This window comes from Pseudomonas sp. MWU12-3088 (assembly GCF_023242405.1).
Lineage (GTDB): Bacteria > Pseudomonadota > Gammaproteobacteria > Pseudomonadales > Pseudomonadaceae > Aquipseudomonas > Aquipseudomonas kribbensis.
Map to the genome: position 1 here is coordinate 33,667 of NZ_JALJEA010000007.1, position 24,054 is coordinate 57,720.

The 24,054-nt window shown below is 61.0% G+C and carries 24 protein-coding genes and 1 pseudogene; 15 read left to right on the forward strand and 10 right to left on the reverse strand.

Annotated features, from left to right (window positions below; genetic code table 11):
* Nucleotides 1-600: 600 nt before the first annotated feature.
* Both M5B98_RS17415 and M5B98_RS17420 read left to right on the forward strand, forming a co-directional pair.
* The gene (locus M5B98_RS17415; protein WP_248743408.1) at nt 601-1,440 is read left to right on the forward strand and encodes a DUF692 domain-containing protein; all 840 of its coding nucleotides are present in this window, start codon (nt 601-603) and stop codon (nt 1,438-1,440) included.
* A complete protein-coding gene (locus M5B98_RS17420) occupies nt 1,433-2,182 on the forward strand; it encodes a DUF2063 domain-containing protein (RefSeq protein WP_248743409.1) in 750 nt (249 codons plus the stop codon). Before M5B98_RS17415 ends, M5B98_RS17420 begins: the two co-directional genes overlap by 8 nt.
* 57 nt (nt 2,183-2,239) lie before the next feature.
* Here the strand turns inward: M5B98_RS17420 and M5B98_RS17425 are convergent, their stop codons facing one another.
* Both M5B98_RS17425 and M5B98_RS17430 read right to left on the reverse strand, forming a co-directional pair.
* Nucleotides 2,240-3,547, reverse strand: coding sequence for an ATP-binding protein (locus M5B98_RS17425; protein ID WP_114882213.1), 1,308 nt, complete (start codon nt 3,545-3,547; stop codon nt 2,240-2,242).
* Nucleotides 3,544-4,284, reverse strand: coding sequence for a response regulator (locus M5B98_RS17430; RefSeq protein ID WP_085708690.1), 741 nt, complete (start codon nt 4,282-4,284; stop codon nt 3,544-3,546). The genes M5B98_RS17425 and M5B98_RS17430 overlap by 4 nt, the downstream gene beginning before the upstream one ends.
* Before the next feature lie 308 nt (nt 4,285-4,592).
* Between M5B98_RS17430 and M5B98_RS17435 the strand changes: the two genes are divergently transcribed.
* From M5B98_RS17435 to M5B98_RS17455, 5 genes are all read left to right on the forward strand, one after another.
* Nucleotides 4,593-4,853, forward strand: coding sequence for a DUF2790 domain-containing protein (locus tag M5B98_RS17435; RefSeq protein ID WP_085708689.1), 261 nt, complete (start codon nt 4,593-4,595; stop codon nt 4,851-4,853).
* 32 nt (nt 4,854-4,885) lie between these two features.
* Nucleotides 4,886-5,182, forward strand: coding sequence for a hypothetical protein (locus M5B98_RS17440; protein WP_085708688.1), 297 nt, complete (start codon nt 4,886-4,888; stop codon nt 5,180-5,182).
* 78 nt (nt 5,183-5,260) lie between these two features.
* Nucleotides 5,261-6,475 (forward strand): cytochrome c biogenesis protein DipZ, encoded by a 1,215-nt coding sequence (locus tag M5B98_RS17445; protein WP_248743410.1) that lies wholly within the window; start codon nt 5,261-5,263, stop codon nt 6,473-6,475.
* Between the two features lie 217 nt (nt 6,476-6,692).
* Nucleotides 6,693-6,965, forward strand: coding sequence for a DUF4242 domain-containing protein (locus tag M5B98_RS17450; protein WP_085708685.1), 273 nt, complete (start codon nt 6,693-6,695; stop codon nt 6,963-6,965).
* Between the two features lie 33 nt (nt 6,966-6,998).
* Nucleotides 6,999-7,811 carry a class I SAM-dependent methyltransferase gene (locus tag M5B98_RS17455; protein WP_248743411.1) on the forward strand — a complete coding sequence of 271 codons (813 nt, stop codon included), beginning with the start codon at nt 6,999-7,001 and terminating at the stop codon, nt 7,809-7,811.
* 45 nt (nt 7,812-7,856) lie between these two features.
* On the opposite strand, the gene pcsA is transcribed toward M5B98_RS17455, so the two are convergent.
* Nucleotides 7,857-8,579 (reverse strand): phosphatidylcholine synthase, encoded by a 723-nt coding sequence (gene pcsA / locus M5B98_RS17460; protein ID WP_085733149.1) that lies wholly within the window; start codon nt 8,577-8,579, stop codon nt 7,857-7,859.
* A gap of 259 nt (nt 8,580-8,838) precedes the next feature.
* Between pcsA and M5B98_RS17465 the strand changes: the two genes are divergently transcribed.
* Both M5B98_RS17465 and ligD read left to right on the forward strand, forming a co-directional pair.
* Nucleotides 8,839-9,573, forward strand: coding sequence for a tellurite resistance TerB family protein (locus M5B98_RS17465; RefSeq protein ID WP_248743412.1), 735 nt, complete (start codon nt 8,839-8,841; stop codon nt 9,571-9,573).
* 122 nt (nt 9,574-9,695) lie between these two features.
* A complete protein-coding gene (gene ligD, locus M5B98_RS17470) occupies nt 9,696-12,233 on the forward strand; it encodes a DNA ligase D (RefSeq protein ID WP_248743413.1) in 2,538 nt (845 codons plus the stop codon).
* On the opposite strand, the gene M5B98_RS17475 is transcribed toward ligD, so the two are convergent.
* Both M5B98_RS17475 and M5B98_RS17480 read right to left on the reverse strand, forming a co-directional pair.
* Entirely contained in the window at nt 12,234-12,635 is a 402-nt protein-coding gene (locus tag M5B98_RS17475; protein WP_248738921.1) for a hypothetical protein, read from the reverse strand.
* 114 nt (nt 12,636-12,749) lie between these two features.
* Nucleotides 12,750-13,064, reverse strand: a complete 315-nt coding sequence (locus M5B98_RS17480; protein WP_114882220.1) for a DUF2388 domain-containing protein — start codon at nt 13,062-13,064, stop codon at nt 12,750-12,752.
* Nucleotides 13,065-13,310: 246 nt separating this feature from the next.
* Here M5B98_RS17480 and M5B98_RS28900 point away from each other — a divergent pair.
* From M5B98_RS28900 to mqo, 3 genes and pseudogenes are all read left to right on the forward strand, one after another.
* Nucleotides 13,311-14,069 (forward strand): annotated as a pseudogene (locus M5B98_RS28900) (MCP four helix bundle domain-containing protein); the annotation flags it as partial.
* A 129-nt stretch (nt 14,070-14,198) separates the two neighbouring features.
* Entirely contained in the window at nt 14,199-14,924 is a 726-nt protein-coding gene (locus M5B98_RS28905; RefSeq protein WP_412548798.1) for a methyl-accepting chemotaxis protein, read from the forward strand.
* A 470-nt stretch (nt 14,925-15,394) separates the two neighbouring features.
* A complete protein-coding gene (gene mqo, locus M5B98_RS17490; protein WP_248743415.1) occupies nt 15,395-17,044 on the forward strand; it encodes a malate dehydrogenase (quinone) in 1,650 nt (549 codons plus the stop codon).
* Between the two features lie 123 nt (nt 17,045-17,167).
* On the opposite strand, the gene M5B98_RS17495 is transcribed toward mqo, so the two are convergent.
* The 3 genes from M5B98_RS17495 to M5B98_RS17505 form a co-directional block, all read right to left on the reverse strand.
* Nucleotides 17,168-18,217 carry a hypothetical protein gene (locus M5B98_RS17495; RefSeq protein ID WP_248743416.1) on the reverse strand — a complete coding sequence of 350 codons (1,050 nt, stop codon included), beginning with the start codon at nt 18,215-18,217 and terminating at the stop codon, nt 17,168-17,170.
* Nucleotides 18,218-18,300: 83 nt separating this feature from the next.
* Nucleotides 18,301-18,729 carry a nuclear transport factor 2 family protein gene (locus M5B98_RS17500; protein ID WP_248743417.1) on the reverse strand — a complete coding sequence of 143 codons (429 nt, stop codon included), beginning with the start codon at nt 18,727-18,729 and terminating at the stop codon, nt 18,301-18,303.
* 348 nt (nt 18,730-19,077) lie between these two features.
* Entirely contained in the window at nt 19,078-19,686 is a 609-nt protein-coding gene (locus M5B98_RS17505) for a hypothetical protein (protein ID WP_248743418.1), read from the reverse strand.
* A 119-nt stretch (nt 19,687-19,805) separates the two neighbouring features.
* Here M5B98_RS17505 and M5B98_RS17510 point away from each other — a divergent pair, with 119 nt between their 5' ends.
* The 3 genes from M5B98_RS17510 to M5B98_RS17520 all read left to right on the forward strand — a co-directional run bounded on the left by M5B98_RS17510 (nt 19,806) and on the right by M5B98_RS17520 (nt 22,222).
* On the forward strand, nt 19,806-20,252 hold the full coding sequence (locus tag M5B98_RS17510; RefSeq protein WP_248743419.1) for an NUDIX hydrolase: 447 nt from the start codon (nt 19,806-19,808) through the stop codon (nt 20,250-20,252).
* 94 nt (nt 20,253-20,346) lie between these two features.
* Nucleotides 20,347-21,558, forward strand: coding sequence for a helix-turn-helix domain-containing protein (locus tag M5B98_RS17515; protein ID WP_248743420.1), 1,212 nt, complete (start codon nt 20,347-20,349; stop codon nt 21,556-21,558).
* A 31-nt stretch (nt 21,559-21,589) separates the two neighbouring features.
* Nucleotides 21,590-22,222, forward strand: coding sequence for a PQQ-binding-like beta-propeller repeat protein (locus M5B98_RS17520; protein ID WP_248743421.1), 633 nt, complete (start codon nt 21,590-21,592; stop codon nt 22,220-22,222).
* A gap of 4 nt (nt 22,223-22,226) precedes the next feature.
* Here M5B98_RS17520 and M5B98_RS17525 read toward each other — a convergent pair whose 3' ends face one another.
* Nucleotides 22,227-23,093, reverse strand: coding sequence for a CAP domain-containing protein (locus M5B98_RS17525; protein WP_248743422.1), 867 nt, complete (start codon nt 23,091-23,093; stop codon nt 22,227-22,229).
* 140 nt (nt 23,094-23,233) lie between these two features.
* Entirely contained in the window at nt 23,234-24,004 is a 771-nt protein-coding gene (locus M5B98_RS17530; protein WP_248743423.1) for an alpha/beta hydrolase, read from the reverse strand.
* Nucleotides 24,005-24,054 lie beyond the last annotated feature (50 nt).

Genomic DNA, 24,054 nt, shown 5'->3' on the forward strand with positions numbered 1-24,054 from the left:
GTTCGGAGGGATTTCAACCGGCCGCCTCACCGGAAGTACTGGCGTGTTCTTCCAAAGGCACGCGTGGTCCGGTAAGTGCGCTGGAGGTTTGGCCCCCAACCTTGGAGGCCAAAACGTATGAAACTTTTGTTGCGTACGTTGAGCCTCGTATGGAGATTGTTGAAAGCGTTTCGCTTTTACGAGTTCCTGCGAGATCACTTTGACGACCTGAAGTAGCGGTCGTTGATGTGGGGAAAAACCCGTGTCAGTTTCGGCTGGTACGGTTTTTTTTGGTTTCTTTAATCTGTCAAAAATAATAATTCAATCAGCTGATTCTCTTGCGGAGGTAGGCTCTTTCGTCGGCATGTGTAGGTGTCATCCGGAAGCTCTGAGCTCTTCGGCCTGTCAGGAACCGGGGCGGGCTTTGAACGTCGCCTGTTTGGTAGTCGGCATGCCGTTCAGGAAGAGGGCAGCGGGTCTGTATCCCATTGTGTACAGGCTCGTCGCCGATACAAAACCCGCCACTTCCCGCACATTGCCCACACAGCAGCGATACACCCGCCGGTTTAACTGGGCCTCTCGGTCGCCACTGTCGGCGGCTCCTTTGCAGAGATCTTGCCCATGCAGATTCCCCACCCCACCTTACAGGCCAGCGTCGGGCTCGGCCTGCGTCGCGGCCTGATGAAAGATCTTCAAGCCGCCCGCACCGGCGATTTCGACTTTCTCGAAGTCGCCCCGGAAAACTGGATCGGTGTCGGCGGTGCCCACGGTGCCGCGCTGCGCGAACTGGCCGAGCGCTATCCGTTGTCCTGCCACGGCCTGTCGTTGTCGCTTGGCGGATCGGCGCCGCTGGATGTCGAATTTCTCCAGGAAGTCCGGGTGTTTCTCGATCATTACAACGTGCCGCTTTACAGCGAGCACTTGAGTTATTGCAGCGATGACGGTCACCTCTATGACCTGCTGCCGCTGCCGTTCACCGAAGAGGCGGTGCACCACGTCGCCGCGCGGATCCGTCAGGCCCAGGACATCCTTGGCCGGCGCCTGGCAGTGGAAAACGTTTCCTATTACGCCGCTCCCCGGCAGGACATGGACGAGGTGACCTTCACCAATGCCGTGCTGCGCGAGGCCGATTGCGACCTGCTGCTGGACGTCAACAACGTCTACGTCAACTCGATCAACCACGGCTTCGACCCGCAGGCGTTTCTGGCCGGGATCGAGTCGGGCCGGGTGGTCGGGATGCACGTGGCCGGGCATTTCGACGAGTCCGACACGCTGAAGATCGACACCCACGGTGCCTCGGTGAAACCGGTGGTCTGGTCGCTGCTGGCTGATGCCTACGCACGCTTTGGCGCACAGCCGACCTTGCTCGAACGCGACTTCAACTTCCCGGCCTTCGCCGAACTGGTGGCCGAGTTGCAGACCATTCGACGCTTGCAGAATCAGGGAGGCCAGCGTGGATAATCTTGAGCAGCAACAACGGGCCCTGACGCGCTACCTGCGCGACCCCGAGAACCAGACGCCACCGACCGAGATGGACGCGGCACGGGTCAACGTCTATCGCGATCTGGTGTTCAACAATGTCTCGCAACTGTTGGGCGGAACGTTTCCGGTGCTTATCCGGATCATCGGCCAGGAGCGCTGGCGCGCCCTGATTCGCGGCTTCCTGCGGGACTACCGGGCACAGACGCCGAAATTCGGTGAGATCGCCGAAGAGTTCGTCGGTTACCTCGCCTCGGAACCCGCCGTGTTGAGCACGGGAGAGTGGCCGGCGTTTCTGGTGGAGCTGGCGCATTACGAGTGGGTGGAGATGGTGTTGCAGCAGTCCGATGCCGAGCCGCTACCGACAAGTGATCCCGCGTCGCTGCTGGAGCGGCCATTGCAGATTTCGGCGCTGGCCTGGCCATTGGCGTACGCGTGGCCGGTGCTGATCCTCAGCCCTGAATATCAGCCGTCTGTGCCACCGGCCCAGCCAACGTTGTTGCTGGTGCGGCGCGCGGTGGATTTCAGTGTGAAGTTTTCCGAGCTGAGCCCGTTGGCGTGGCGGTTGCTGCAGCGGGTTGGAGAGTTTCCGTTGCTGAGCGGTCGTGAGCAACTGGAGGGACTGGCGATGGAGGCGGGTTTGCCGGGAACTGCGTCGTTCATGGACAGCGGGCTGGCGTTGTTGCAGCAGATGCATGAGGACGGTGTGATCGGAATCAATTGATCGCACCAACAAAAAGCCCCGGGGAGCACGATGGTTCCCCGGGGCTTTTTGTTTGTCTCAGGCCTGAAGCGGCAACTTGAGTTCAGCGCACAATCCGCCACCTTCACGGTTGCTCAGATTCAGCGAACCACCCAGCGCCATCGCCAGTTGCTGGGCAATCGCCAGACCCAGGCCGGTGCCGCCGGTGCTGCGGTTGCGCGAGTTTTCCACGCGATAGAACGGCTCCATCACCTGAGCCAGTTCCTCTTCGGCGATGCCCGGTCCGCGATCCATCACCTTGATCGACAGGCCGGTCTTGTCCCGTTGAATCAACAGCTCGGCAGCGCCGGCAAACTTCAACGCGTTGTCGGTCAGGTTGACCAGCACCCGGCGCAGGGCGTGGGGGCGGGTGTCGATCACCGCTTCGCTCTTGCCGCTCAACTGCACCTCCTTGCCCATGTCCTGGTAGTCGAACACCAGGCTGTCGAGGAACGAATCGAGGTTGGTGCGCCGGCTTTCTTCGGTCGAGCCGTGGATGCTGCGGGCATAAGCCACGCCTTCACGCACCAGATGCTCCATCTCGCCGAGGTCGTTCCACAGTTTGTCCTTTTCCGCCGAATCGTCCATGAACTCCGCCCGCAGTTTCATCCGGGTGATCGGTGTTTGCAGATCGTGGGAAATCGCGGCCAGCAATTGCATGCGTTCTTTCAGGTATGCGGCGATCCGCGCCTGCATGGTGTTGAACGCACGGGCGGCGTAGGCCACTTCGTTCGGGCCCTGTTCATCCAGATTGATCGGATGGGCGTTGGGATCAAGGGTTTCCACCGCATTGGCCAGACGGGTAAGGGGACGGATGGCGATGCGCACCGCCAGCCAGGTGCAGGCAATCATCAGCGCCAGTTGCCCGAGCAGCACCACCGGAAGCCATGGCGACAGCGGCACCATTGAAGGTCGCACGTCGATGGTCACCGGGCTGCCGTCGCTCAGGCGCAAGTGGCCCTGAAAGTGCTTTTTCGGCCCCGGAATGTCGGTGAAAGTCAGTGGATAGGCTTCGCCGATGGCGTCAGTGATCGAGGTGACCGCGATCGGTACTTCGCCTGCGCCGATCGGTGTACCCGGCTCGCCCTCGCTGAGCAGGTAGCCGTAGTTGGGCCGGGCCAGACGTTCGAGCCACATCGGACGCTCGTCGGCCGGCAGTCGGTCGAGGATCGCGATCGAGGTCGAGACGTCGGTTTCCAGGTTGCCGAGCATGGTGTTCTTCGCGCTTTCGTAGCGCTCGTAATACTGCGCGCCGAACGACAGGGCTTGAGCCAGGATCAGGCCGATCAGAAAAATCAGCGACAACCGCGAGGCGAGGGTGCGCGGCCAGTGCAGCGCAACCTTCATGCCGGGGCTCCGAGGATTTCCACCGGCAGCGAGAACACATAACCCTCGCTGCGCACGGTCTTGATGTAGGCCGGCTCGCGGGCGTCGTCGAGCAGACGCTGGCGCAGACGACTGACCAGCAGGTCGATGGAGCGGTCGAACAAATCGGCGTCACGGCCCTGGGTCAGGTTGAGCAGTTGATCGCGGCTCAGCACCCGCTGCGGATGATCGAGGAACACGCGCAGCAAGCGGTACTCCGCGCCGCTCAAGGCAACCATGGTGCCGTCGGTGTCCAGCAGATGCCGGGCCGAGGTGTCGAGCTGCCAGCGACCGAAGGCCAGCAAGCGACCGCTTTCGGTGACCACCAGATTGGGCGGCAGCATGCGCGTGCGGCGCAGCACGGCGTTGATTCGCGCCAGCAGCTCGCGGGCGGCAAAGGGTTTGGTCAGGTAGTCGTCGGCGCCCATTTCCAGGCCGATGATGCGGTCGGTCTCATCGTTGCGCGCGGTCAGCATCAAGACCGGCGTGGCCTTGTGTTTGCCGGCGCGCAGTTCGCGGCACAGCAGCAGGCCGTCATCGCCGGGCATCATGATGTCGAGCACGATCAGGTCGACGGTGTTGGCTTCCAGAAAACTGCGCATCTGCCGGCCATCGGCGACCACTGTGGTGCGCAGGCCGTTCTTTTTCAGGTAATTGCCAACCAGTTCGCGAATCTCGCGGTCGTCATCGACGATGAGAATGTGATCGACATGATCCATGGAGCCAAACCTCTATCAAGTGGGGGAATGTCTCGCAGTCTATAGAGCCCGCGCGGGCTCGCCTGCCTGCCTTTGTATTGCAGTGTATCTGCCGCAACGACGGATACATGTGGACGCAAAATCAGGATTTTTTCAGGGTTTTGTATCGCTGTGTATCCCCCGGCGGGCGAGATACGTAGCGATTTATACCGGCCGTTTTCCGACACAGACGGGATACCTCGCGAGCTTTAAATGAGCTCCATCGAGGCACACCACAGCGCCTCGGCTCAATCAACCGATCTACCCATTGAAGCCCTGAGGAAAACGCCATGACCAACAAATCCGTAATCGCCGCTTGCCTGTTCGCTGCCCTGAACATCTGCACCCTGTCGGCCCGCGCCGAAGCCGTTGCCCCGCAAACCTACACCTACGGCACCCATCTGGATATCCAGAAAGTGATCTCGATGAAAGAAGACAAATCGATGACCTGCGGCATCGTCGACGCCCGCATGACCTACCTCGATTCGGCCGGTCAGACCCGCGTGCTCGACTACAGCAAATTCGCCGACGGCTGCGACAACCAGAACTGATCCGCCACCCACTGACTGAAAGGAAGATTGCCATGAACAACGTATCGCGTTTCTTGACCGCCATTGCCTTCTCTTTTGCCGGTGTCGCGGCTCACGCCAACAGCGCCGTGGAGCAGAGCAGCTGCGCCGGCAGCACCTGCTTCCAGCTGAGCCCGGTAGCCAAGCAGGGCAGCGATGCCTTGATCGCCGCCGACGGCGCCAGCCACACGCCGCAGGGGCAGATGGTCGCGGCAGACGGCTCCAGCCATACGCCGCAAGGGCAGATGGTCGCCGAAAACGGCGCCAGCCGCACACCGCAAAGCCAATGGCTGGACAGCCAGAACGCCTGAGTCCCCGTGCGTGTCTGCCGGTGAACGGCAGACACCTCTTTTATCGGCAGACCGCCCATCCTTCAAGAGGTGAACCTCATGTTCCTTATCGCTTTCCTGGGCGGTCTGTTGACTGTCCTCAGCCCCTGCATCCTGCCGGTGGTGCCGTTTCTGTTTGCCGGTGCCGACCGCACGCGCTCTTCGATTCTGCTGACCCTCGGCGGCATGGCCCTGACTTTCGCCCTGATCTCCAGCCTCGCAGTGGTCAGCAGCGAGTGGGTGATCCAGGCCAACAACACCGGCCGACACATCGCGCTGATCGTGATGGTGCTGTTTGCGCTGTCGCTGATTTCCGCACGCATCGGGGACTGGCTGGCGCGGCCGTTCGTGCTGTTGGGTAATCGCCTGGATCCGGACACTCGCAAGAAGGCTGGCCCCATGGGTTCGGTGATGATCGGCGTGGCCACCGGTCTGTTGTGGGCGCCGTGCGCCGGCCCGATCCTCGGCGTGATCCTCACCGGCGCCATGCTGCAAGGCGCCAGCGCTCAGACCAGTCTGTTGCTGCTGGCCTACGGTGCGGGCAGTGCGCTGTCGCTGGGGACGCTGATTTTCGCCGGTCGCGGCCTGGTCAACCGGCTGAAACCGTCGATCCCGTTCACGGGCTGGTTCCGTCGTGGCGCGGGTGTCGCCGTGCTGGCGGCGGCGGTGGTGATTTCCACCGGTGCCGATCGAACCCTGCTGGCCGGTACATCGTCCGAGGGCGTCGCCAGTGTCGAGAAAAACGTGTTGGAAAACGCGCCGAAAGTGATCGACTACTTCATCAGCAAAGTGCGGGCGGATTCAACTTCGGACGAGCAGAGTAAAGGCGCGATGCCGTCGCTGGCCGGCGCGGTGCAATGGCTGAACTCACCGGAACTGAGCGCCGAATCCCTGCGCGGCAAAGTGGTGCTGGTGGACTTCTGGACCTACGACTGCATCAACTGCCAGCACACCCTGCCATACGTGAAGGAATGGGAGAAAAAGTACGGCAAGGACGGCCTGGTGGTGATCGGCGTGCACACCCCGGAATACGGTTATGAGCGGATCATCGACAACGTCAAGGATCAGGTGAAGAAACTCGGCATCACCTACCCGGTGGCCATCGACAACAACTACGCGATCTGGCGCAACTTCGACAACCAGTACTGGCCGGCGCACTACCTGATCGATGCCAAGGGGCAGGTGCGTTACACCCACTTTGGTGAGGGCCGCTATGAAGCTCAGGAGCAGATGATTCAGCAGTTGCTCAAGGAGGCGAAAGCGCCTTCCGCATGAGCCTGATCGACGACGGCCCGGAGGTGAATGCTCCGGGTCGTTTTCGTTTGCACGGAATCTGTTTCGAGCGCTTTACAAAATCCCGCCACTCATCGGCGAAGTCCCGGTTTACGGGGCTCTCCAGACGATTGGCAAGGACGCCGCACAGTCTCGGGACGATAGTGAAAGAGCAGGGTTGTATCCGCCCTGTCACTGATAAAAAGAAAGCGAGGTTGCCATGCCGAAATTCGTGATTGAACGCGAGATTCCAGGGGCCGGAAACCTGTCGGAGCAAGAACTCAAGGCGGTATCGCAAACGTCCTGTCAGGTGTTGCGTGAACTCGGGCCGCAGGTGCAGTGGCTGCAGAGTTACGTCACCGCCGACAAGATCTACTGTGTGTACATCGCCCCTGATGAGGAGCTGGTGCGCGAGCATGCGCGGCTGGGCGGATTTCCGGCCAACAGCGTGTCCCGGGTGATGAGTGTCATCGACCCGACCACCGCCGAGTGACGCCTGATCAAGCCTGTCTTGGAGCACCTGTTGATGAGCACCCCCATCGATCTCAATGCCCTCAAGGAACGCCAGAAAGTCGCGTGGGCCAGCGGCGACTATGCCGTGATCGGTACCACCTTGCAGATCGTCGGTGAAAACCTCGCCGAAGCCTGCGATTTGCGCTGCGACGAAGAAGTGCTGGATGTTGCCGCCGGCAATGGCAATGCCACGCTGGCGGCGGCGCGTCGGGGCTGTCGGGTGTTGTCCACCGATTATGTCGCGGCGTTGCTTGAGCGCGGCCAGGATCGGGCGCGGGCCGAACATCTGGACGTGACTTTTCAAGTGGCCGATGCCGAAGCGCTGCCGTTTGCCGACGCCAGTTTTGATGCAGTGCTGTCGACCTTCGGGGTGATGTTCGCCCCGGATCAGGCCAAGGCTGCGCAGGAACTGGCCCGGGTCTGTCGCCGTGGCGGGCGGATCGGCCTGGCCAACTGGACGCCGGAAGGCTTCGTCGGCCAGATGTTCAAGACCCTTGGCCGTCATCTGCCACCCCCGGCCGGCGCGCAACCGCCGTCGAACTGGGGCGCGGAAGCCTGGCTGCATTCGCACTTCGATGAACGCCGGTTCCTGATGCAAGTGACTCGCCGCCACTTCAATTTCCGTTATCGCTCGGCGGCACACTTCATCGACATCTTCCGCCACTGGTACGGGCCGGTGCACAAGGCGTTCGCGGCGCTGCCGCCAGAGAGCGGGCAGGCACTGGAAGGGGATCTGACGCAACTGATTGACGGGCTGAACCGGGCGGGGCCGGAGTCGATGGTGGTGCCCAGTGAGTATCTGGAGGTGGTCATAACCAAGCGTTGAGCGCAAATCCATGTGGGAGCGAGTTTGCTCGCTCCCACGGGGTTTCTATTTCAAGTGCGAAGCATCAAACCACTCCAGCGCCGTGCGCCAGATGCAGATGCCGAGGAAATACGCCGACGCCAGCAACCACAAACCCATCACCAGCGGGTTGATGACCGGGTGGTTGAGCACCAGCGACAGGCTGCACAACAGCCATATCGCCGTCACCGCGATGTTGATCGGCATGAAGCGGCGCACGCGGAACGGGTGCAGGAATTTCATCCGGGTGATGGTCAGCAGCGCCAGACCGATCACGGTCAGGAAGGTGATCCACGGCCCCGGAGCGATGATGTACAGGCACAGCGCGACCACGTTCCACGCGGCGGGGAAACCGACGAAGTAGTTGTCCTTGCTCTTCATGTTGACGTTGCAGAAGCAGAACAGCGACGACACCAGAATCAGCGACACGGTCAGCAGCAGGGTGTAGTCGGGCAGGGGAATGTAGCGATAGATGAACAGCGCCGGAATGAACACGTAGGTCAGGTAATCGATCACCAGATCGAGGATCGATCCGTCGAAACTCGGCAGCACCGACTGCACGTTGACCTTGCGCGCCAGCGCTCCGTCGAGGCCGTCGACGATCAGCGCCACGCCCAGCCACATCAGGCAGTGGGTCGGCTGGTTTTCCAGCAGGGCGAGGGTGGCGAGGAAGGCGGTGACCACGCCGGTCGCGGTGAAACCATGGGCGCCCCAGGCCTTGAGCCTGGCAATGTGGACGGTCGATATCACAGGGGCGTTCTCCAGAAAGTGAAGCAAGCCGGGAATCACACTTGAGCAACAAGGGTGGCGGCCAACCGGGTCGGGTTTGCAGCTATCGACCGGTCGGGCCGGGATAAGGTTCATCCTTCATGAATCTTAGCTGGCCGGGAAAATTTTTCGACGCCGAAATCGCTTCCCCGCAGCAGCGTCAGCCAAACGGTGCTGGCACAACCCGTGCGCAGGTCTATCGTTGCCTGACGCCGTTACGCTTTTGCCTGAGGATGACGTCATGAACACCAGTGATCTGCTCGAACAACTGCTGCGAGGCCAGGCCTCGACGGGACAACAAAGTGGCGCCTCGGCCGGCGATGGCCTGGGCGGGCTCGGTGGTTTGCTGGGTGGCCTGCTCGGTGGCGGTGGCACCAGCGGCGGCGGTGCGCCTGCCGGCGGACTGGGTGGCCTGCTCGGAGGATTGCTCGGCGGTGGCGGCTTGGGGGGCGGGGCGCTTGGCGGTGGTACGCAAAATCGCTCCGGCGGTACCAACTACGCAGCCCTGGCCTCGCTGGGCATGATGGCGTTCCAGGCCTATCAGGCCTGGCAACGCAGTCAGGCGTCGGCCGCGCCGCAGCAGACACCGCAGACCGCGGACCTGCTGGCCGGCCCGCAAGTCGAGGAGCACAGCCACGCGGTATTGCGCGCACTGATTGCGGCGGCCAAGGCCGACGGGCGGATCGACGACTCGGAGAAGCAGTTGATCAGCAGCGAAATCGGCCGCCACACCGACGACCCCAACCTGCAGCAATGGCTGGACGCTGAAGTCGCCAAACCCCTCGATGCCCGGGAAGTCGCGCAGGCGGCGAACAACGATCCGGCCGTGGCCGCCGAAATGTATATCGCCAGCGTGATGCTGGTGGACGACCAGCAGGACGCCGAGCGCAATTACCTCGATGAACTGGCGGCGGCCTTGCAGATCGATCCCGAGTTGCAGGTGCATCTGGAGCAGCAGGCCAAAGGCACCGCCTGAGACACGTCAACACCCGGGCCCCGGACGTTTCCATCCGTCCGGGGCTTTTTTACGTCGATTGAATTTTTCCGGTCAGGCGTCGCTCTTCTGCATAACAGCACCAGACTGCAGCCGGAGCCGCCATGAACAGGAACCTCGACGACTACAACCGCATGCGCGACTTCTCGGCGACCTCGGAACCGGCAGCGGTCAAGCGCCGAAGCAAAAAGACTGGCGCCGATCACGCGCTGCAGTTCTGCATTCAGAAGCATGACGCCTCGCACCTGCATTACGACTTTCGCCTGGAACTGGACGGCGCGCTCAAAAGCTGGGCGGTACCCAAGGGGCCGTCGCTGGATCCCAAGGTCAAGCGCCTGGCAGTACATGTCGAGGATCACCCGCTGGATTACGCCACCTTCGAAGGCCACATACCCGAGGGGCATTACGGCGCAGGAGATGTGATCGTCTGGGATCGCGGCGTGTGGATTCCGCTGGAGGATCCGCAGAAGGCCTACACCAAGGGCAAGCTCAAGTTCGAGTTGCAGGGCGAGAAGCTCGGCGGGGTGTGGAATCTGGTGCGCACCCACATGCCGGGCAAGCAGGAACAATGGTTTCTGATCAAGCACCAGGACAGCGCCGCCCGGCCGCAAAGCGATTACGACGTGCTGGTCGCCGAGCCGGACAGCGTGCTCAGCGAACGCACCCTCGTCGACAAACCGAAGCTCGACGCCAGGCAAGTCAAACCACTGAAACAGCCCGCGCGCAAACCCGCCTCGGGCAAGCTTGTCGGTGCGCACAAGGCGCGAATCCCCGCACAGCTGAAACCGCAATTGGCGACGCTGGTAGACAGCGCTCCGGCCGGTGACTGGAGCTACGAAATCAAATTCGATGGCTACCGGATCATGGCGCGCATCGATCATGACGACGTGCAGTTATTCACCCGTAACGGCCATGACTGGACGCACAAACTGCCGGAGCAGGCCCAGGCACTTGCAGCGCTGGGGCTGGAGTCGGCGTGGCTTGACGGTGAAGTGGTGGTTGCCGACGAAAACGGCATTCCGGACTTTCAGGCGCTGCAGAACGCCTTCGACGACAGTCGCAGCAGCGACATCCTTTACTACCTGTTCGACCTGCCATACCTCAACGGTGTCGACCTGCGCGAAGTCCCGGTGGAAGAACGGCGCGCGGCGCTGGCCACGATATTGAAGGCGCACAAGAGTCCGTTGCTGCGTTTCTCTGAAGCGTTTGACGAAACCCCGGAGGCCTTGCTCAACAGCGCCTGCCAGATGCAAATGGAAGGCTTGATCGGCAAACGTCTCGGCTCGCCCTATGTGTCACGGCGCAGCAGCGACTGGATCAAACTCAAGTGCAAACATCGCCAGGAATTCGTGATCGTCGGTTACACCGATCCGAAGGGTTCGCGCAGTGCCTTTGGTGCTTTGTTGCTGGGTCTGCACGATCGCGACAGCGGTGAATTGCGATATGCCGGCAAGGTCGGCACCGGCTTCAACGAGGCCACCCTGAAAACAGTGCTAGCCCGGCTCAAACCGTTGCGGGCGAAAAAGTCTGCGCTGGCCAACCCGCCCAGTGGTTTCGAGGCCAAGGGGGTGCACTGGCTTAAACCGAGTTTGCTGGCCGAGGTGGCGTTTGCCGAAATGACCCGCGAGGGTTCGGTGCGCCATGCCGTGTTCCATGGTCTGCGTGATGACAAACCGGCCAAGGACATCACCGAGGAGCGCGCCAAACCCATGAAGACCTCAAAGGCTCAATCTACCTCGCCGTCCCAAGCCGGCCTGGCCGACGGCAAGGTGCGCATCACCCACCCCGACCGCGTGATCGACGCCAGCAGCGGCACCACCAAGATGCAACTGGCCGAGTATTACGCCAGCGTCTCCGAGTGGATCCTGCCGCAGCTCAAGGATCGGCCCGTGGCGCTGGTGCGGGCCCCGGACGGCATCGCTGGCGAACTGTTCTTCCAGAAGAACGCCGAACACCTGGCGATCCCCGGCATCCGCACGCTGGACAAGGAACTGACCGGCCAACCGATGATGCTGATCAACAACGCCGAAGCGCTGATCGGTGCGGTGCAGATGAGTACCGTCGAACTGCACACCTGGAACGCCACCACGGTGGATCTGGAAAAACCCGACCGCTTCGTTCTCGACCTCGACCCGGATCCGGCGTTGCCCTGGAAAAGCATGGTCGAAGCCACCGCCCTGACCCTGACCGTGCTGGATGAACTGGGTTTGCGGGCATTCCTCAAGACCAGCGGTGGCAAGGGCATTCATCTGGTGGTGCCGCTGATTCGCAAGCACGGTTGGGACGAGGTCAAGGATTTCAGCCATGCGATCGTCAGTCACATGGCCAAACAATTGCCGGAGCGGTTTTCGGCGGTGTCCGGACCGAAGAACCGCGTGGGGCGGATCTTCATCGATTACCTGCGCAACGGGCTCGGCGCCACCACGATTTGTGCTTACGCCGCGCGGACCCGCGAAGGGCTGCCGGTGTCGGTGCCGTTGTTTGTCGATGAAGTGAAGGCGATCAAGGGCGGCAATCAGTGGAATATTCATAACGTCCACGAACGGCTGGCGGACGTCGGCGATGAACCCTGGGCGGACATGAAGAAAACCCGCCAGAGCATTACCGCCGAGATGCGCAAACGGGTCGGCCTGAAAATGTGATCAGGCGTCGCGCAGCAAGTCGTGGGCGTTGAGCAGTTCGAAGGCGATCTCGGGGTGTTTCTCCAGCCCGCGGCGAATGGCGGCCGGGATCGCCTGACGGGTCTTGCGGCACATCCCCGGCAGCTCATCGATTTCGATGGCGATGCCGCGCATGGTCCGCACTTCGTTGAAGCCCGGGGCGATGGCCATGCGAATCCCCAACTGTTCGAACATCCGCTGTTGCAGGCGTTCGAGGTCAGCCAGGCTTTGCAGGTTTTCCAGGCGTTCGAGCAGGCGCTTTTCCTCCTGCCGCGTGAGCAAGAGAATGCGCAAATCCGCACCGGGCATTTCCAGCAACGGATCGCGCCCGCAGATGCAGGCGCCGGGCGGGCAGGGGGAGCGGAGCGGGGCAGCAATCGTCATGGCCTCCATCATAGAGGCCGTTCGACGGTTTTGCCCATGGTCGCCCGGCTGCCGTCCATCGGCAGAACGCAGAGGTGGCAAATCCGTCAGCCACCGTCGTCGAGCGTGCGGCTGTTACTGCGACAGGCCTTCGTAGTGGACCAGGATCGCATTGGCCAGCTCTTCATCGCTGGCGTTCAAGCCCGGGTTTTCCTGACGAACCTGTTGCAGCGCCGATTCCAGATACGCGCCACGGATGGCACCGCCGCTGGCGACGAATGCGGACAGGTCGTCACGGGCCGGAATCACCATTTTGTGATCCTTGAAGGTGGAATACAGCGACGCGGAAACACCGGCCGAAGTGGCGACATCCCCCGCATCCACGCGAGCGAAGGCCGAGCCAAAAGGCAGGCAGAGCACAAGAGACGAAACGAGTAATAAACGACGCATGACGGTGTTCCTCCAGCAGCGTAAAGCGAAAAGGAAGTACCACATAATGTGAGAGGTGCGGCGTGGCTCGGGAGTTCCATGCGCCGGAACAAGTTCTCGGGGCTGCAAACCGATAACTGCCGCACAGTATTCTTCTTTACCGGATGTGACGACATACCTTGAGACGCTCTAACCCGGCGGGTTCGCGGAAATAGGCTTAACTGAAGCGTTGAAAGCGCTGTGCGGCGCGACCAGGGAGGAAATCACGTGTCGATCAAACTGCGTTTGGTGCTGCTGATTGCGACCAGCCTGCTGACGGCGTTGATCGTGAGCCTGGTCAGTTATGTCGGAAACCAGCGCATGGCTTCGGCAGTCAGTGCCAATGCGGTGAGCATGAGCGCACTGCGCAATCACATGGAAGCCGACATGATGCACGACGCCCTGCGCGCCGATGTCTACTCGGCCATGCTGGTGGGGCTGGGCAAAAGCACCGGCACGGCGGACGAAGTGCGCAGTTCGGTCGAGGAACACGCCGGGCATTTTCGCGAGGTGCTGGGCGAAAATCTGAAACTGCCGCTCGACGCCACGATCCGGGCCGCGCTGGAGCAGATCAAGCCAAGCCTCGACACTTACATCAACGCGGGCGAGCGGATTGTCGGGCTGGCGCTGGACAATCCCGACACGGCGCAACAGGAAATCGGCACCTTCAGCGCTGCGTTCAGCCAGCTCGAAGAGCAGATGGCGTCTCTGAGTGAGCTGATCGAAACCAACACCCGGCAGACCAGCCAGGGCACCGAAACGGCGATCCGCAACGCCAACATCGCCCTCGGCATCGTGCTGATCGCCAGCCTGTTGCTGCTGTTGGTTCAGGGGCGCTGGGTGATCCTGAGCATCACCGGCCCGCTGAAAACCGCCAGCCGCATCGCTGAAAGCATTGCCCATGGCAACCTCGGCGAGCCGATCGCCGAGCCTTCCGGCAAAGACGAAGCCAGCACGTTGATCCGCACCCTGGCGACCATGCAGCGAGACCTGCGGGACATGATCGACGTGGTGCGGCGCAATGCCCACGGCGTCAGTGGCATGAGCGAACAACTGAGCCACGGCTGCCATCGGGTGGCCGATAGCAGCCAGCAACAAAGCACCGCTGCCGGCACCATGGCCGCTGCAGCGAGCCAGATGACCGCCAGCATCGAGGAAATCACCCGCCACGCCGAGCGGGCCCTGAGCATGGCGAATCAGGCCGAGTCATTGGCCAAGAACGGCGGACAGGTGATCCATCAAGTGGTCAGCGACATGGATGACATCGCCCGCTCCGCCCAGCAGTCGGCACAGGTGATCCGCACCCTGGACCATGAGTCCGAAGGCATCTTCAATATCATCCAGGTGATCAAGAGCATCGCCGACCAGACCAATCTGCTGGCGCTCAATGCGGCCATCGAAGCGGCCCGGGCCGGTGAGCAGGGCAGAGGGTTTGCGGTGGTTGCCGATGAGGTGCGCAGCCTGGCAGCCCGCACCAGCGCCTCGACCCAGGAAATCGCCGCGATGGTCGCGCGCATCCAGAACAGCACCCGCGAAGTGGTCAGCAGCATGGAGGCGGGCGTGGCCCAGGTCGACAAGGGCATGGCCGTCACCGCCGATGTCGAACGCGCCATTCGCGAAATCCTCGACGCCACCCTGAACACCACGCAACTGGTCAACGACATTACCCGTACCATCGGCGAACAGAGCCAGGCCAGCAACGAAATCGCCCATCAGGTGGAGATGATCGCCGGCATGTCGGAAGGCAACAGCAAGGTGATCGGCGAGACGGCGAATACGACGGACGAGTTGTCGAATCTGGCGGGGCGGCTGGCGCAGTCGGTGGATCGGTTCCGGTTGTGAGGCGGGTGCCGTCAACCTCATTTGTAACAACTGCAAGGCTGCAGACGAGCGGGGAAAGGACGGTCAAATCGCTGAAAGGCTTCAGCCAGAGGCCTCGCCGGGGTCATGTTCGGCGGACGTCAGCCGATAAGTCATCAGGCGGATAAAGACCATCAAGTCGGGAACAGACGCGCGGGTTTGCCCTGACGTGATATTCTTCGCGCCACTTGGTTTGACCTAATTCAGTCTGGCGCGCTTTTTGGCGGGCCGACCGAACCCCTGTCGCTCAAGTAGCTGAAGCCAATAATGATAAAAAGTCAGTTCAGAAGGGACATATAACTGAGGTCGACGCAGCCTGTCGGCCTTGTGTGCCCACCCGTCAAAATTGAAGTGTGCCGGAACCCGCGACGCTGGCCTGAGTGTCGCGAAAAAAGGGGAACGCATACGCACAACAGCGGCGGGCGGAAGGCGTTTTATCATAGGTGCAACAGATGTTTAAAAAAGTGAACACAGCCTTGCTGGGGCTGGCTTTGGCGATGGGGATGTCTTCCGCCAATGCCGCAGAAGCAAAGAAAGTCGACGTCCTGCTGATCGGCGGCGGCATCATGAGCACCACCCTGGGTGTGTGGATCAATGAGCTGGAACCGAGCTGGTCGATGGAAATGGTCGAGCGCCTCGACGGCGTCGCCCTGGAAAGCTCCAACGGCTGGAACAACGCCGGTACCGGTCACTCCGCACTGGCCGAGCTGAACTACACCCCGGAAGACGACAAAGGCAACGTAACGATCCCGAAAGCCGTCGAGATCAACGAAGCGTTCCAGGTTTCCCGTCAGTTCTGGGCCTGGCAGGTTCAGCAAGGCGTTCTGAAGAACCCTCGCTCGTTCATCAACACCACTCCGCACATGAGCTTCGTGTGGGGCGATGACAACATCAAGTTCCTGAAAAAGCGCTACGAAGCCCTGCAGGCGAGCCCGCTGTTCGCCGGCATGCAGTACTCCGAAGACCCGGCCGTGATCAAGAAGTGGGTTCCGCTGATGATGGAAGGGCGTGACCCGAACCAGAAAATCGCGGCCACCTGGAGCCCGCTGGGAACCGACATGAACTTCGGCGAAATCACCCGCCAGTTCGCCGGTTACCTGCAGACCAAGCCTAACTTCGATCTGAAACTGTCGAGCGAAGTACAGGACATCACCAAGAACGCCGACGGCACCTGGCGCGTCAGCTACAAGAACCTGAAAGACGGCACCAAGACTGAAACCGACGCCAAGTTCGTGTTCATCGGCGCCGGCGGCGGTGCCCTGCACCTGCTGCAGAAGTCCGGTATCGAAGAAGCCAAGGAATACGCTGGCTTCCCGGTAGGCGGCTCGTTCCTGGTGACCGATAACCCGGCCATCGCCGAGCAGCACCTGGCCAAGGCCTACGGTAAAGCGTCGGTTGGCGCGCCTCCGATGTCCGTTCCGCACCTGGACACCCGTGTCCTGGACGGCAAGCGCGTCATTCTGTTTGGCCCGTTCGCGACTTTCAGCACCAAGTTCCTGAAAGAAGGTTCGTACCTGGACCTGCTGACCAGCACCACCACCCACAACATCTGGCCTATGACCAAGGTCGGCATCAAGGAATACCCGCTGGTCGAGTACCTGGCCGGTCAACTGATGCTGTCGGATGAAGACCGCATGAACGCGCTGAAGGAATACTTCCCGAACGCGAAAGCCGAAGACTGGCGCCTGTGGCAAGCCGGCCAGCGCGTGCAGATCATCAAGCGTGATGAAGCCGCTGGCGGCGTGCTGAAACTGGGCACCGAAATCGTTGCTTCGAAAGACGGCTCCATCGCCGGTCTGCTGGGCGCATCCCCAGGCGCATCGACCGCTGCACCGATCATGCTGAGCGTGCTGCAGAAAGTCTTCAAGGACAAGGTCGCTACCCCTGAGTGGCAAGCCAAGCTGCACCAGATCGTTCCAAGCTACGGCACCCAGCTGAACAACGATCCGGCCAAAGTGGCCGAAGAGTGGGCCTACACCGCCAAGATCCTGCAACTGCCAACCCCACCGGTGATTGGCCAGGCTGCACCTGCGGCGGCACCTGCTTCGGCTGAAAAGCCACAGGCTCCGAAAGAAAACGCTGCACGTGACATGGCTCTGTAATTCACCTTCCCCGCTGATAGTCGGGGTTAATGAATTATTTGTCTTGTAGTGAAAAAAGCCCACTGAGCCGTTAAGGCTCAGTGGGCTTTTTCATACCTGGATGGCCAGTGTCTGGAGGCGTCGCTATTTTTGTATGAAGGTGAAGGAGGGAAACCTGGCAATAAGGGCTTTTTTAGTCCTGTCCGATACGGCGGATCCAACAATGAAAACCGGTTTTCCATTCGGTTGTATCGCCGAGAGGCTAGAGCTGAGTTCGTTTACATCGGAACGACAGAAGTGCATCGGCAGCAAAATATATAATGCTCCGCATTTTTCGTGAATGCTCAACGAATCAACGGTCTTCTCATCATCGTATTCATTAAGCTCAATGACACAAGGTAAGGTTGCAGCAAGTTCGCTGAAGTCATGAACCTGATGAATTGTCACGCGATTTTCGCCGTCGAAAACATAGTTGACTACGATATCGTCCCTGTAATCTTCAATGATTTCCGTCAGTGTATCCGCGCCACCATCAGCCTTCTCATGTGACAGAAGGTTGAAAATGTTGAATTCATCGCCGTCGTATTGTACTTCGATTTTTTTGGCTGAGATTTTCATCTCGTATCGGGTAGCGTTCCCGTGTTTGAAGGCGTTTCTGTAAAGCTCGATCAACAAGTCTCTCGTGATGACTGATTGCTTCTGCCCCCAGATATTCGGGAGACAGCTGTCAAGAATCGAGTTGCCGATCAGGTTGTTTGTGTTTGAAGTCCTATCAAGGCTCAAGTCAATGTCTGCCAGGTTATTCACCGGGAAGTAGCTATCGTTGTCGAAATGCTTCCAGCCGTGGGTCTTGGCATAATCGGCTTTTGCTTCTGCAATTTCTTTCCAGTGTTGCAGTACGTTTACGGTATAACGTGCGGCGTCTCGATCTATCTCGACAGAGTGGGATGAACACATCCATATACCGTTGGAAATGGAGGCTCGCACCTCCTCACTCATGTCTTTATCAAATCTTTTTCCACCTTCTGCCGCTGCGGTGATGTGGCAGGCAACACCTGTCCGGGCAACGGCGATGTCGGACTCCTCACTCGGTCCGACTGTCGCCTTGGAGCAGCCAAGATAGGAGCATCTAAAGCCGCTTCGTTCAGCAAGCGCCCTTTTGACAGGGCTCAGGAATTCATCCCTTTTTGACATGTTTCATCTCTTTACGTGGAGCGGTGATCAGAAAGTCAGGTAGGCGATAATAGTCACATGGTATCCCGAGGCAGGTATTAGGATCAGTTGGTCTTGGTGGCCAGATAGGCCCCCAACCGCCGCCCCATTTCCTCCCCCAACGCCTGCAACCCGCTCAACGGCCGCACCATCACCTCGAATTCAACAATCTTCCCCTGTTCATCGAAGCGGATCATGTCGATGCCTTTCAGCTCTTTCGCCCCGACCTTCGCGCTGAATTCCAGCACCACGTTCAAGCCATCCGCCGTTGCCAGCTCACGGTGGTATTTGAAGTCTTCGAATACGTTGAACACGGTGTTGAGGATCATCGAGACCACCGGTGCGCCGGGGTAAGGCGTGTGGGCCATCGGCGAGCGGAACACGGCTTGCGGATCGAGCAAGTCGGGCAGGGCCTTCAGGTCGCCGGTACGGATCATGTCGTGCCAGCGGTTCAGGGATTCGGCGGCGTTCGGATGCAGGTTCAGTTCGGACATGGTTTCACTCCTGTATTTTTTGTTGTTCTTGGCGCGGCGCCCATGACTCTAGATCAAAGCGGCGCAATGGAAACCCTCTGTACCGGTCTGAATATCGACACATGCGCGGGCCGAATCCATCTGATCCGCTTTTTCCGGTTGAATCTGCATCTGTAACCGTCTCAGCCATAGGCCCAAAATACCCTTGCCGTTCGGCCATACGCGACGCGCTTCATTCCGAAGCACCCGGTGCGCCGGACATTCAGTATTCAGGAGGCCTTCATGGCTAAGATGGCGTTTTTCCTCGGCGGCTTTCTCGTGTTGACCATCATGATCGGCGTTCTGGCGACGATTTCTCCGGTCTGACGATCAGCAGTTGAGTACCGGTATGTAACGCTCTTCATGCTTTTTGAAATGGATCGGCGCTGTCGGGATTTTCTCTCCGTTCAGGAAGAGCTCCGGCAGCTTCAGGATGAAATCGTCCATTTCGCCGCTGCCCAGGGGTGTTCCGGGGGAATATAGATCCAGCCCTTTTTCACGCGGGTCGAAACCGGTTTTCAAGCGTTCGATGCTGACCTGGTAGGACTTGCCATTGGCCAGTTGCACGGTGGCCATTGGCGAAGCCGCGCTGATCCACAGGGCCGGTTCGGGCGTGCTGTAGGCGGTTTTCCACTGTTCCGGTGTATTCAGGTTACGCATGTACGGGGGCGTATAAAGATACGCGTACATGCGCACTTCAGTATCGGTGCTGTGATGATAATCAGGTCTGGTCGGCGTCCCCGGCAGCGCTGCATAGACCAACAGATGCACCCAATCGAGCTCTTCTGACTTGGTCGTGTAGCTCATTGCCTGGTGAGGGCCGGGGCACGTTCTGATCAGCAACGCGTTCTGACCGACAGTCGATTGCGGATTCAGGTAAGGGCCCGTGCTACAGGCCGAGAGCAGGGGCAGAAGCAGATAGCAGGCTAGACGTTTCAAATAATCGACTCCGTGATTGGCTGTATTCCCTTTCAAACCACCGCAGATTACCTGAAGCAGCGCCTCTGGGGCGTGTGATCTAATGCCGGGCCTTTCATCCTGCAAACGGACCTCACCCCATGGCTGAGCAGCGTATTCGCGCACTTGCACTGTGTGTCTTTCAGCACAACGGCAAGATTCTGGTTAACCGCTTCCACGACTCGGTCGCAGACCAGACCTTCTACCGGCCCATCGGCGGTGGCATCGAGTTTGGCGAAACCAGCCGCGAGGCCATCGTGCGCGAGGTGCAGGAGGAACTGGGTCTTTCCATGAAGGATCTGCGGCTGCTCGGGACGCTTGAAAGCCTCTTCGTCTACAACGGTAAACCGGGGCATGAAATGGTTCAGGTGTATGACGCCCGTTTCGAAGACGCGCAGGTGTACGAGCAATTGCAGATCGTCGGTCACGAAAGTGACGGCTCTCCGTTCACTGCAACCTGGCAGGGCAGTTTGAGTTTCACTGAGCAATCACCGCTGGTGCCCGTCGGTTTGCAGGCGTTGCTCAAGGACGCCGGTATCCTCGGCTGAGCACGCAGTCACACGAGCATCCAGACAAAACCGCATTCGGTATTAGACTCCACCCAGGATCTGATACCGGAAGCCTTGCCATGTCGAACCCTCCATGGACTCACTGATCAACGCCGCCGGCCGCGCCCTGGCGGCGGGTGACCCTTTGGCGGCGCTGAATTTCGTGGCTCTGCGTGAAGACCCTCCCGCCCTGGCCTTACGCGGAATCGCCATGGCCCAGCTCGGCGACATGGCGCGGGCCAAGGCATTGCTGCAACGGGCGGTAAAAGCGTTCGGCACCAACGAGCCCTTGTCCCGGGCGCGCTGCGTGGTGGCCGAGGCGGAAGTGGCGCTGGCGGCGCGGGATCTGGGCTGGCCGGTGAAGGCGCTGGAGGCGGCGCGGCAGGTCTTGCAGGATCACGGTGACCGGCTCAATGCGGCACACGCGCGCTATCTGCAGATTCGTCGGTTGTTGTTGATCGGGCAGCTGAATGAGGCTGACGCGCTGCTCGATGAACAGGACCCAGCACCGTTACCCCCGGCCTTGCGCGCCGCCCATGAACTGATGTCAGCCGGGATCGCGCTGCGGCGAGTGCAGGCGCACAAGGCGCAATCGGCGCTGGAGCGTGCGCAACGGGCGGCGCAGTTGGCCGACATTCCGGCGCTGCTGGCGGAGATCGAACACGCCCGGCAAACCCTCGACGCTCCCGCCGCCCGTTTGCGCATTGCCGGTGACGTGAAAACGGTCACGCTCGCACAGGTCGAAGCCTTGTTTGCGTCTGCGACGCTGGTGGTGGATGCCTGTCGCTACAGCGTGCGCGGTGCCGGCAGGACGGTGGCGCTGGCAACCCGACCGGTGTTGTTCAATCTGCTACAACTGCTCGCTGAAGCCTGGCCCGGGGATGTTCCCCGAGAGACGCTGATCGCCAAGGCCTTTCGTTTGAAACTCGATGATGAATCCCACCGCGTCCGTTTGCGGGTCGAGATCGGCCGGCTGCGCGCCGCACTGCAACCGTTGGCCGGAATCACTGCAACTTCCCGTGGCTATGCGCTGGTCGCGCAAGACGTGGCGCTGCTGACGTTACCCCTCGAAGACAAGCACGCGGCACTGCTGGCCCTGCTCGCCGACGGCGAGGCATGGTCGAGTTCGGCACTGGCGCTTGCGCTGGGCAGTAGTCAGCGCCAGATACAACGGGTGCTGGAAACCCTGGCCGCGCAAGGCAAGGCCCAGGCATTCGGTGTCGGCCGTGCGCGACGCTGGCTGACTCCGCCGGTGCCGGGTTTCGCGACGATCTTGTTACTCCCGGTGTCGTTGGGCAATGGCTAGGCTGGACTCACCACTCAACGAGGCAACCGAAATGAAACAGGCAAACGCAGAAATCCTTCGTGAATACGGCCCGTTCGAAGGCATCCACGGCGTCCATGGTGTGACCTTCGACGGCCAACAGGTATGGTTCGCCAGCGACGGCCAGCTCAATGCGCTGGACCCGGCCAGCGGCGAAACCGTGCGCACGATCAAGACCGGAGCCGATGGCGGCACGGCATTCGACGGCAAGCATCTGTATCAGATTGCCGACCGCCGTATCCACAAGATCGATCCGGCCACCGGCAAAGTGCTCCACACCATCGCGGCTCCTGGCGGTGGTGGCGATTCGGGCATGGCCTGGGCCGAGGGCACGTTGTGGGTCGGACAGTATCGCGAGCGCAAGATCCATCAGATCGACCCGGAAACCGGCAAGATCCTCCGCACGCTGGAGTCAAACCGCTTTGTCACCGGCGTGACCTGGGTTGACGGTGCGCTGTGGCATGGGACGTGGGAGGGCGATGAAAGCGAGATCCGGCGTGTCGATCCGGGCAACGGCGAAGTTCTCGAAAGCCTCGCGTTGCCCAGCGGCATCGGCGTCTCGGGACTGGAGGCCGATGGCGGTGAACGCTTCTACTGTGGCGGCGGGGATACCAGCAGCGTACGGGCGGTGCGCCGGCCGAAGTGAGGCGTCAAGGCGCGCCGAACAGCATCGTCCAGTACACACCGTTGTCACTGCGGGCATCACTGGCAAAACCGGCGCCGACCTGGGTGAACATCGGGTTCATCAGGTTGGCGCAGTGCCCGGGGCTGGCGAGCCAGCCGGCCATCGCGCTGCCGGGAGAACTTTGCCCGGCGGCGATGTTCTCGCCGATCTGCCGGCCACGGTAGCCGGCGGATCGGGCACGGTCGGCCGGCATGTCACCGTCCGGGTCCTGGTGAGCGAAGTAGTTGCCGTAAGCCATGGCCTTGCTGTGGCCCTGGGCGGCGGCGCTGAGGGACGGGTTCCAGCTCAGGGGCCGGGCGGCGGCGAAACGCTGGCGTCCGCACATCCGGGGCCGGGCGCGGGCGGCGTTGACTTGCGCCAGCAGGGCCTTGCCGACGCTGCGGTTGTCGCCCATGCGACTGTCGATCACCGGCCGCGCCAACACTACTTGCCATTCACTGCGAGCGCGGCTGATGCCGATGTCGGCGTACTGCGCGTCGATCAGTGCGCTGCAATGTTCGTCCTGCAATTGATCAAACGCCTCTTCGGCATCCTCGGCCCCGACAATGCGGATGCTGCGCACGGCCACCGCCGCATAACCGGACGATTTCAACTGCTCGCGCAACCCGCCGCCGTAGCCATAGCCGATGGGCAACGCAATGTTCTGCTTGAGCGCCAGCGGCGCCAGGCGTTGTCCCGCACGCCGGTCACAGCGTTGCGGATGGGCGCGCAGGTCATTGATGGCGGCCGCCAGTTGTCGTTCCGCGCCGGCATGGGCGGAGGGGGCGAGCAGAGGAGAGAGGATCAACAGGCACAGCGATACGAAGCGAGACGAACGAACGGCGTGGCGCATGGGACGCAGGACTCTGAAAAAAGACAGCGCTGACAGGGAGTTAACCGCGAATGCGGCGCGAGTAGGACTGGCCTTTCTGCACTTGGTTCACGGGGCGCCCGTGGCTTTGTCCGGACGCCGACGAACTGCGCAGTGGCCGCTCACCGGTTCAACACTTCCTTCATCCATTGCAGGTATTGCGGGCGTTCGGAAATCGAATTGTGCGTCGCCTCCGGCACCACTTTCAGTATCGCCACGCCATTCGGGAAATTGCGCAGCAGGCGTTCGCTGCTGTCCCGTGGCACCACCTCGTCATCGCTCGCCGCCATCAGCAGGGTCGGCGCGCGGATATGCTCGGCGTATTTGCCGGATTCGTAACGCTCCTTGAGCAGCCATTTCACCGGCACCCACGGGTAATGCCGGACGGCGAGTTCCTGGAGGCTGTTGTAGGGTGTGACCAGAATCAGCCGGGTCACCGGCCGCTGACTGGCCAGCCGCACCGCGACGCCGGAGCCGAGGCTGCGCCCGATCAGGGCAATCTGCGGATGCCTGGAAAACACCTGATCGAACAACCCCAGGGCGTCCCGGGCAATCGCCTCTTCGGACGGCGAACCGCCGCTGCCGCCAAAACCGCGATAGTGCAGCAGGTAGATCGCGTAGTCGGGAAAGGCTTCGGCAAACGCCGGCAGATTGCGAGAAACGTCCTCGGCATTGCCACCGAAATAGATCAACGCCCGTGCCCCGGAATGCTCGCGGACACTGACGCGAATGTCCGCATCGGCCATGGTCAGGGTCATCCGCGATTCCGCCGAATCCACTGAGCCCGCCTGCGGAAAATAGATCAGCGAGCGCTGGAACACGAACAGCGCTGCACACAGGATCAGGTACAGGGCCAGCAGCAAAGCGACGAGTGACATCAGGATTCTGGACATTCGACTAACTTTAACGGGGCGTGAGGGCTTGCCCATGCAGTGTAGTTGAG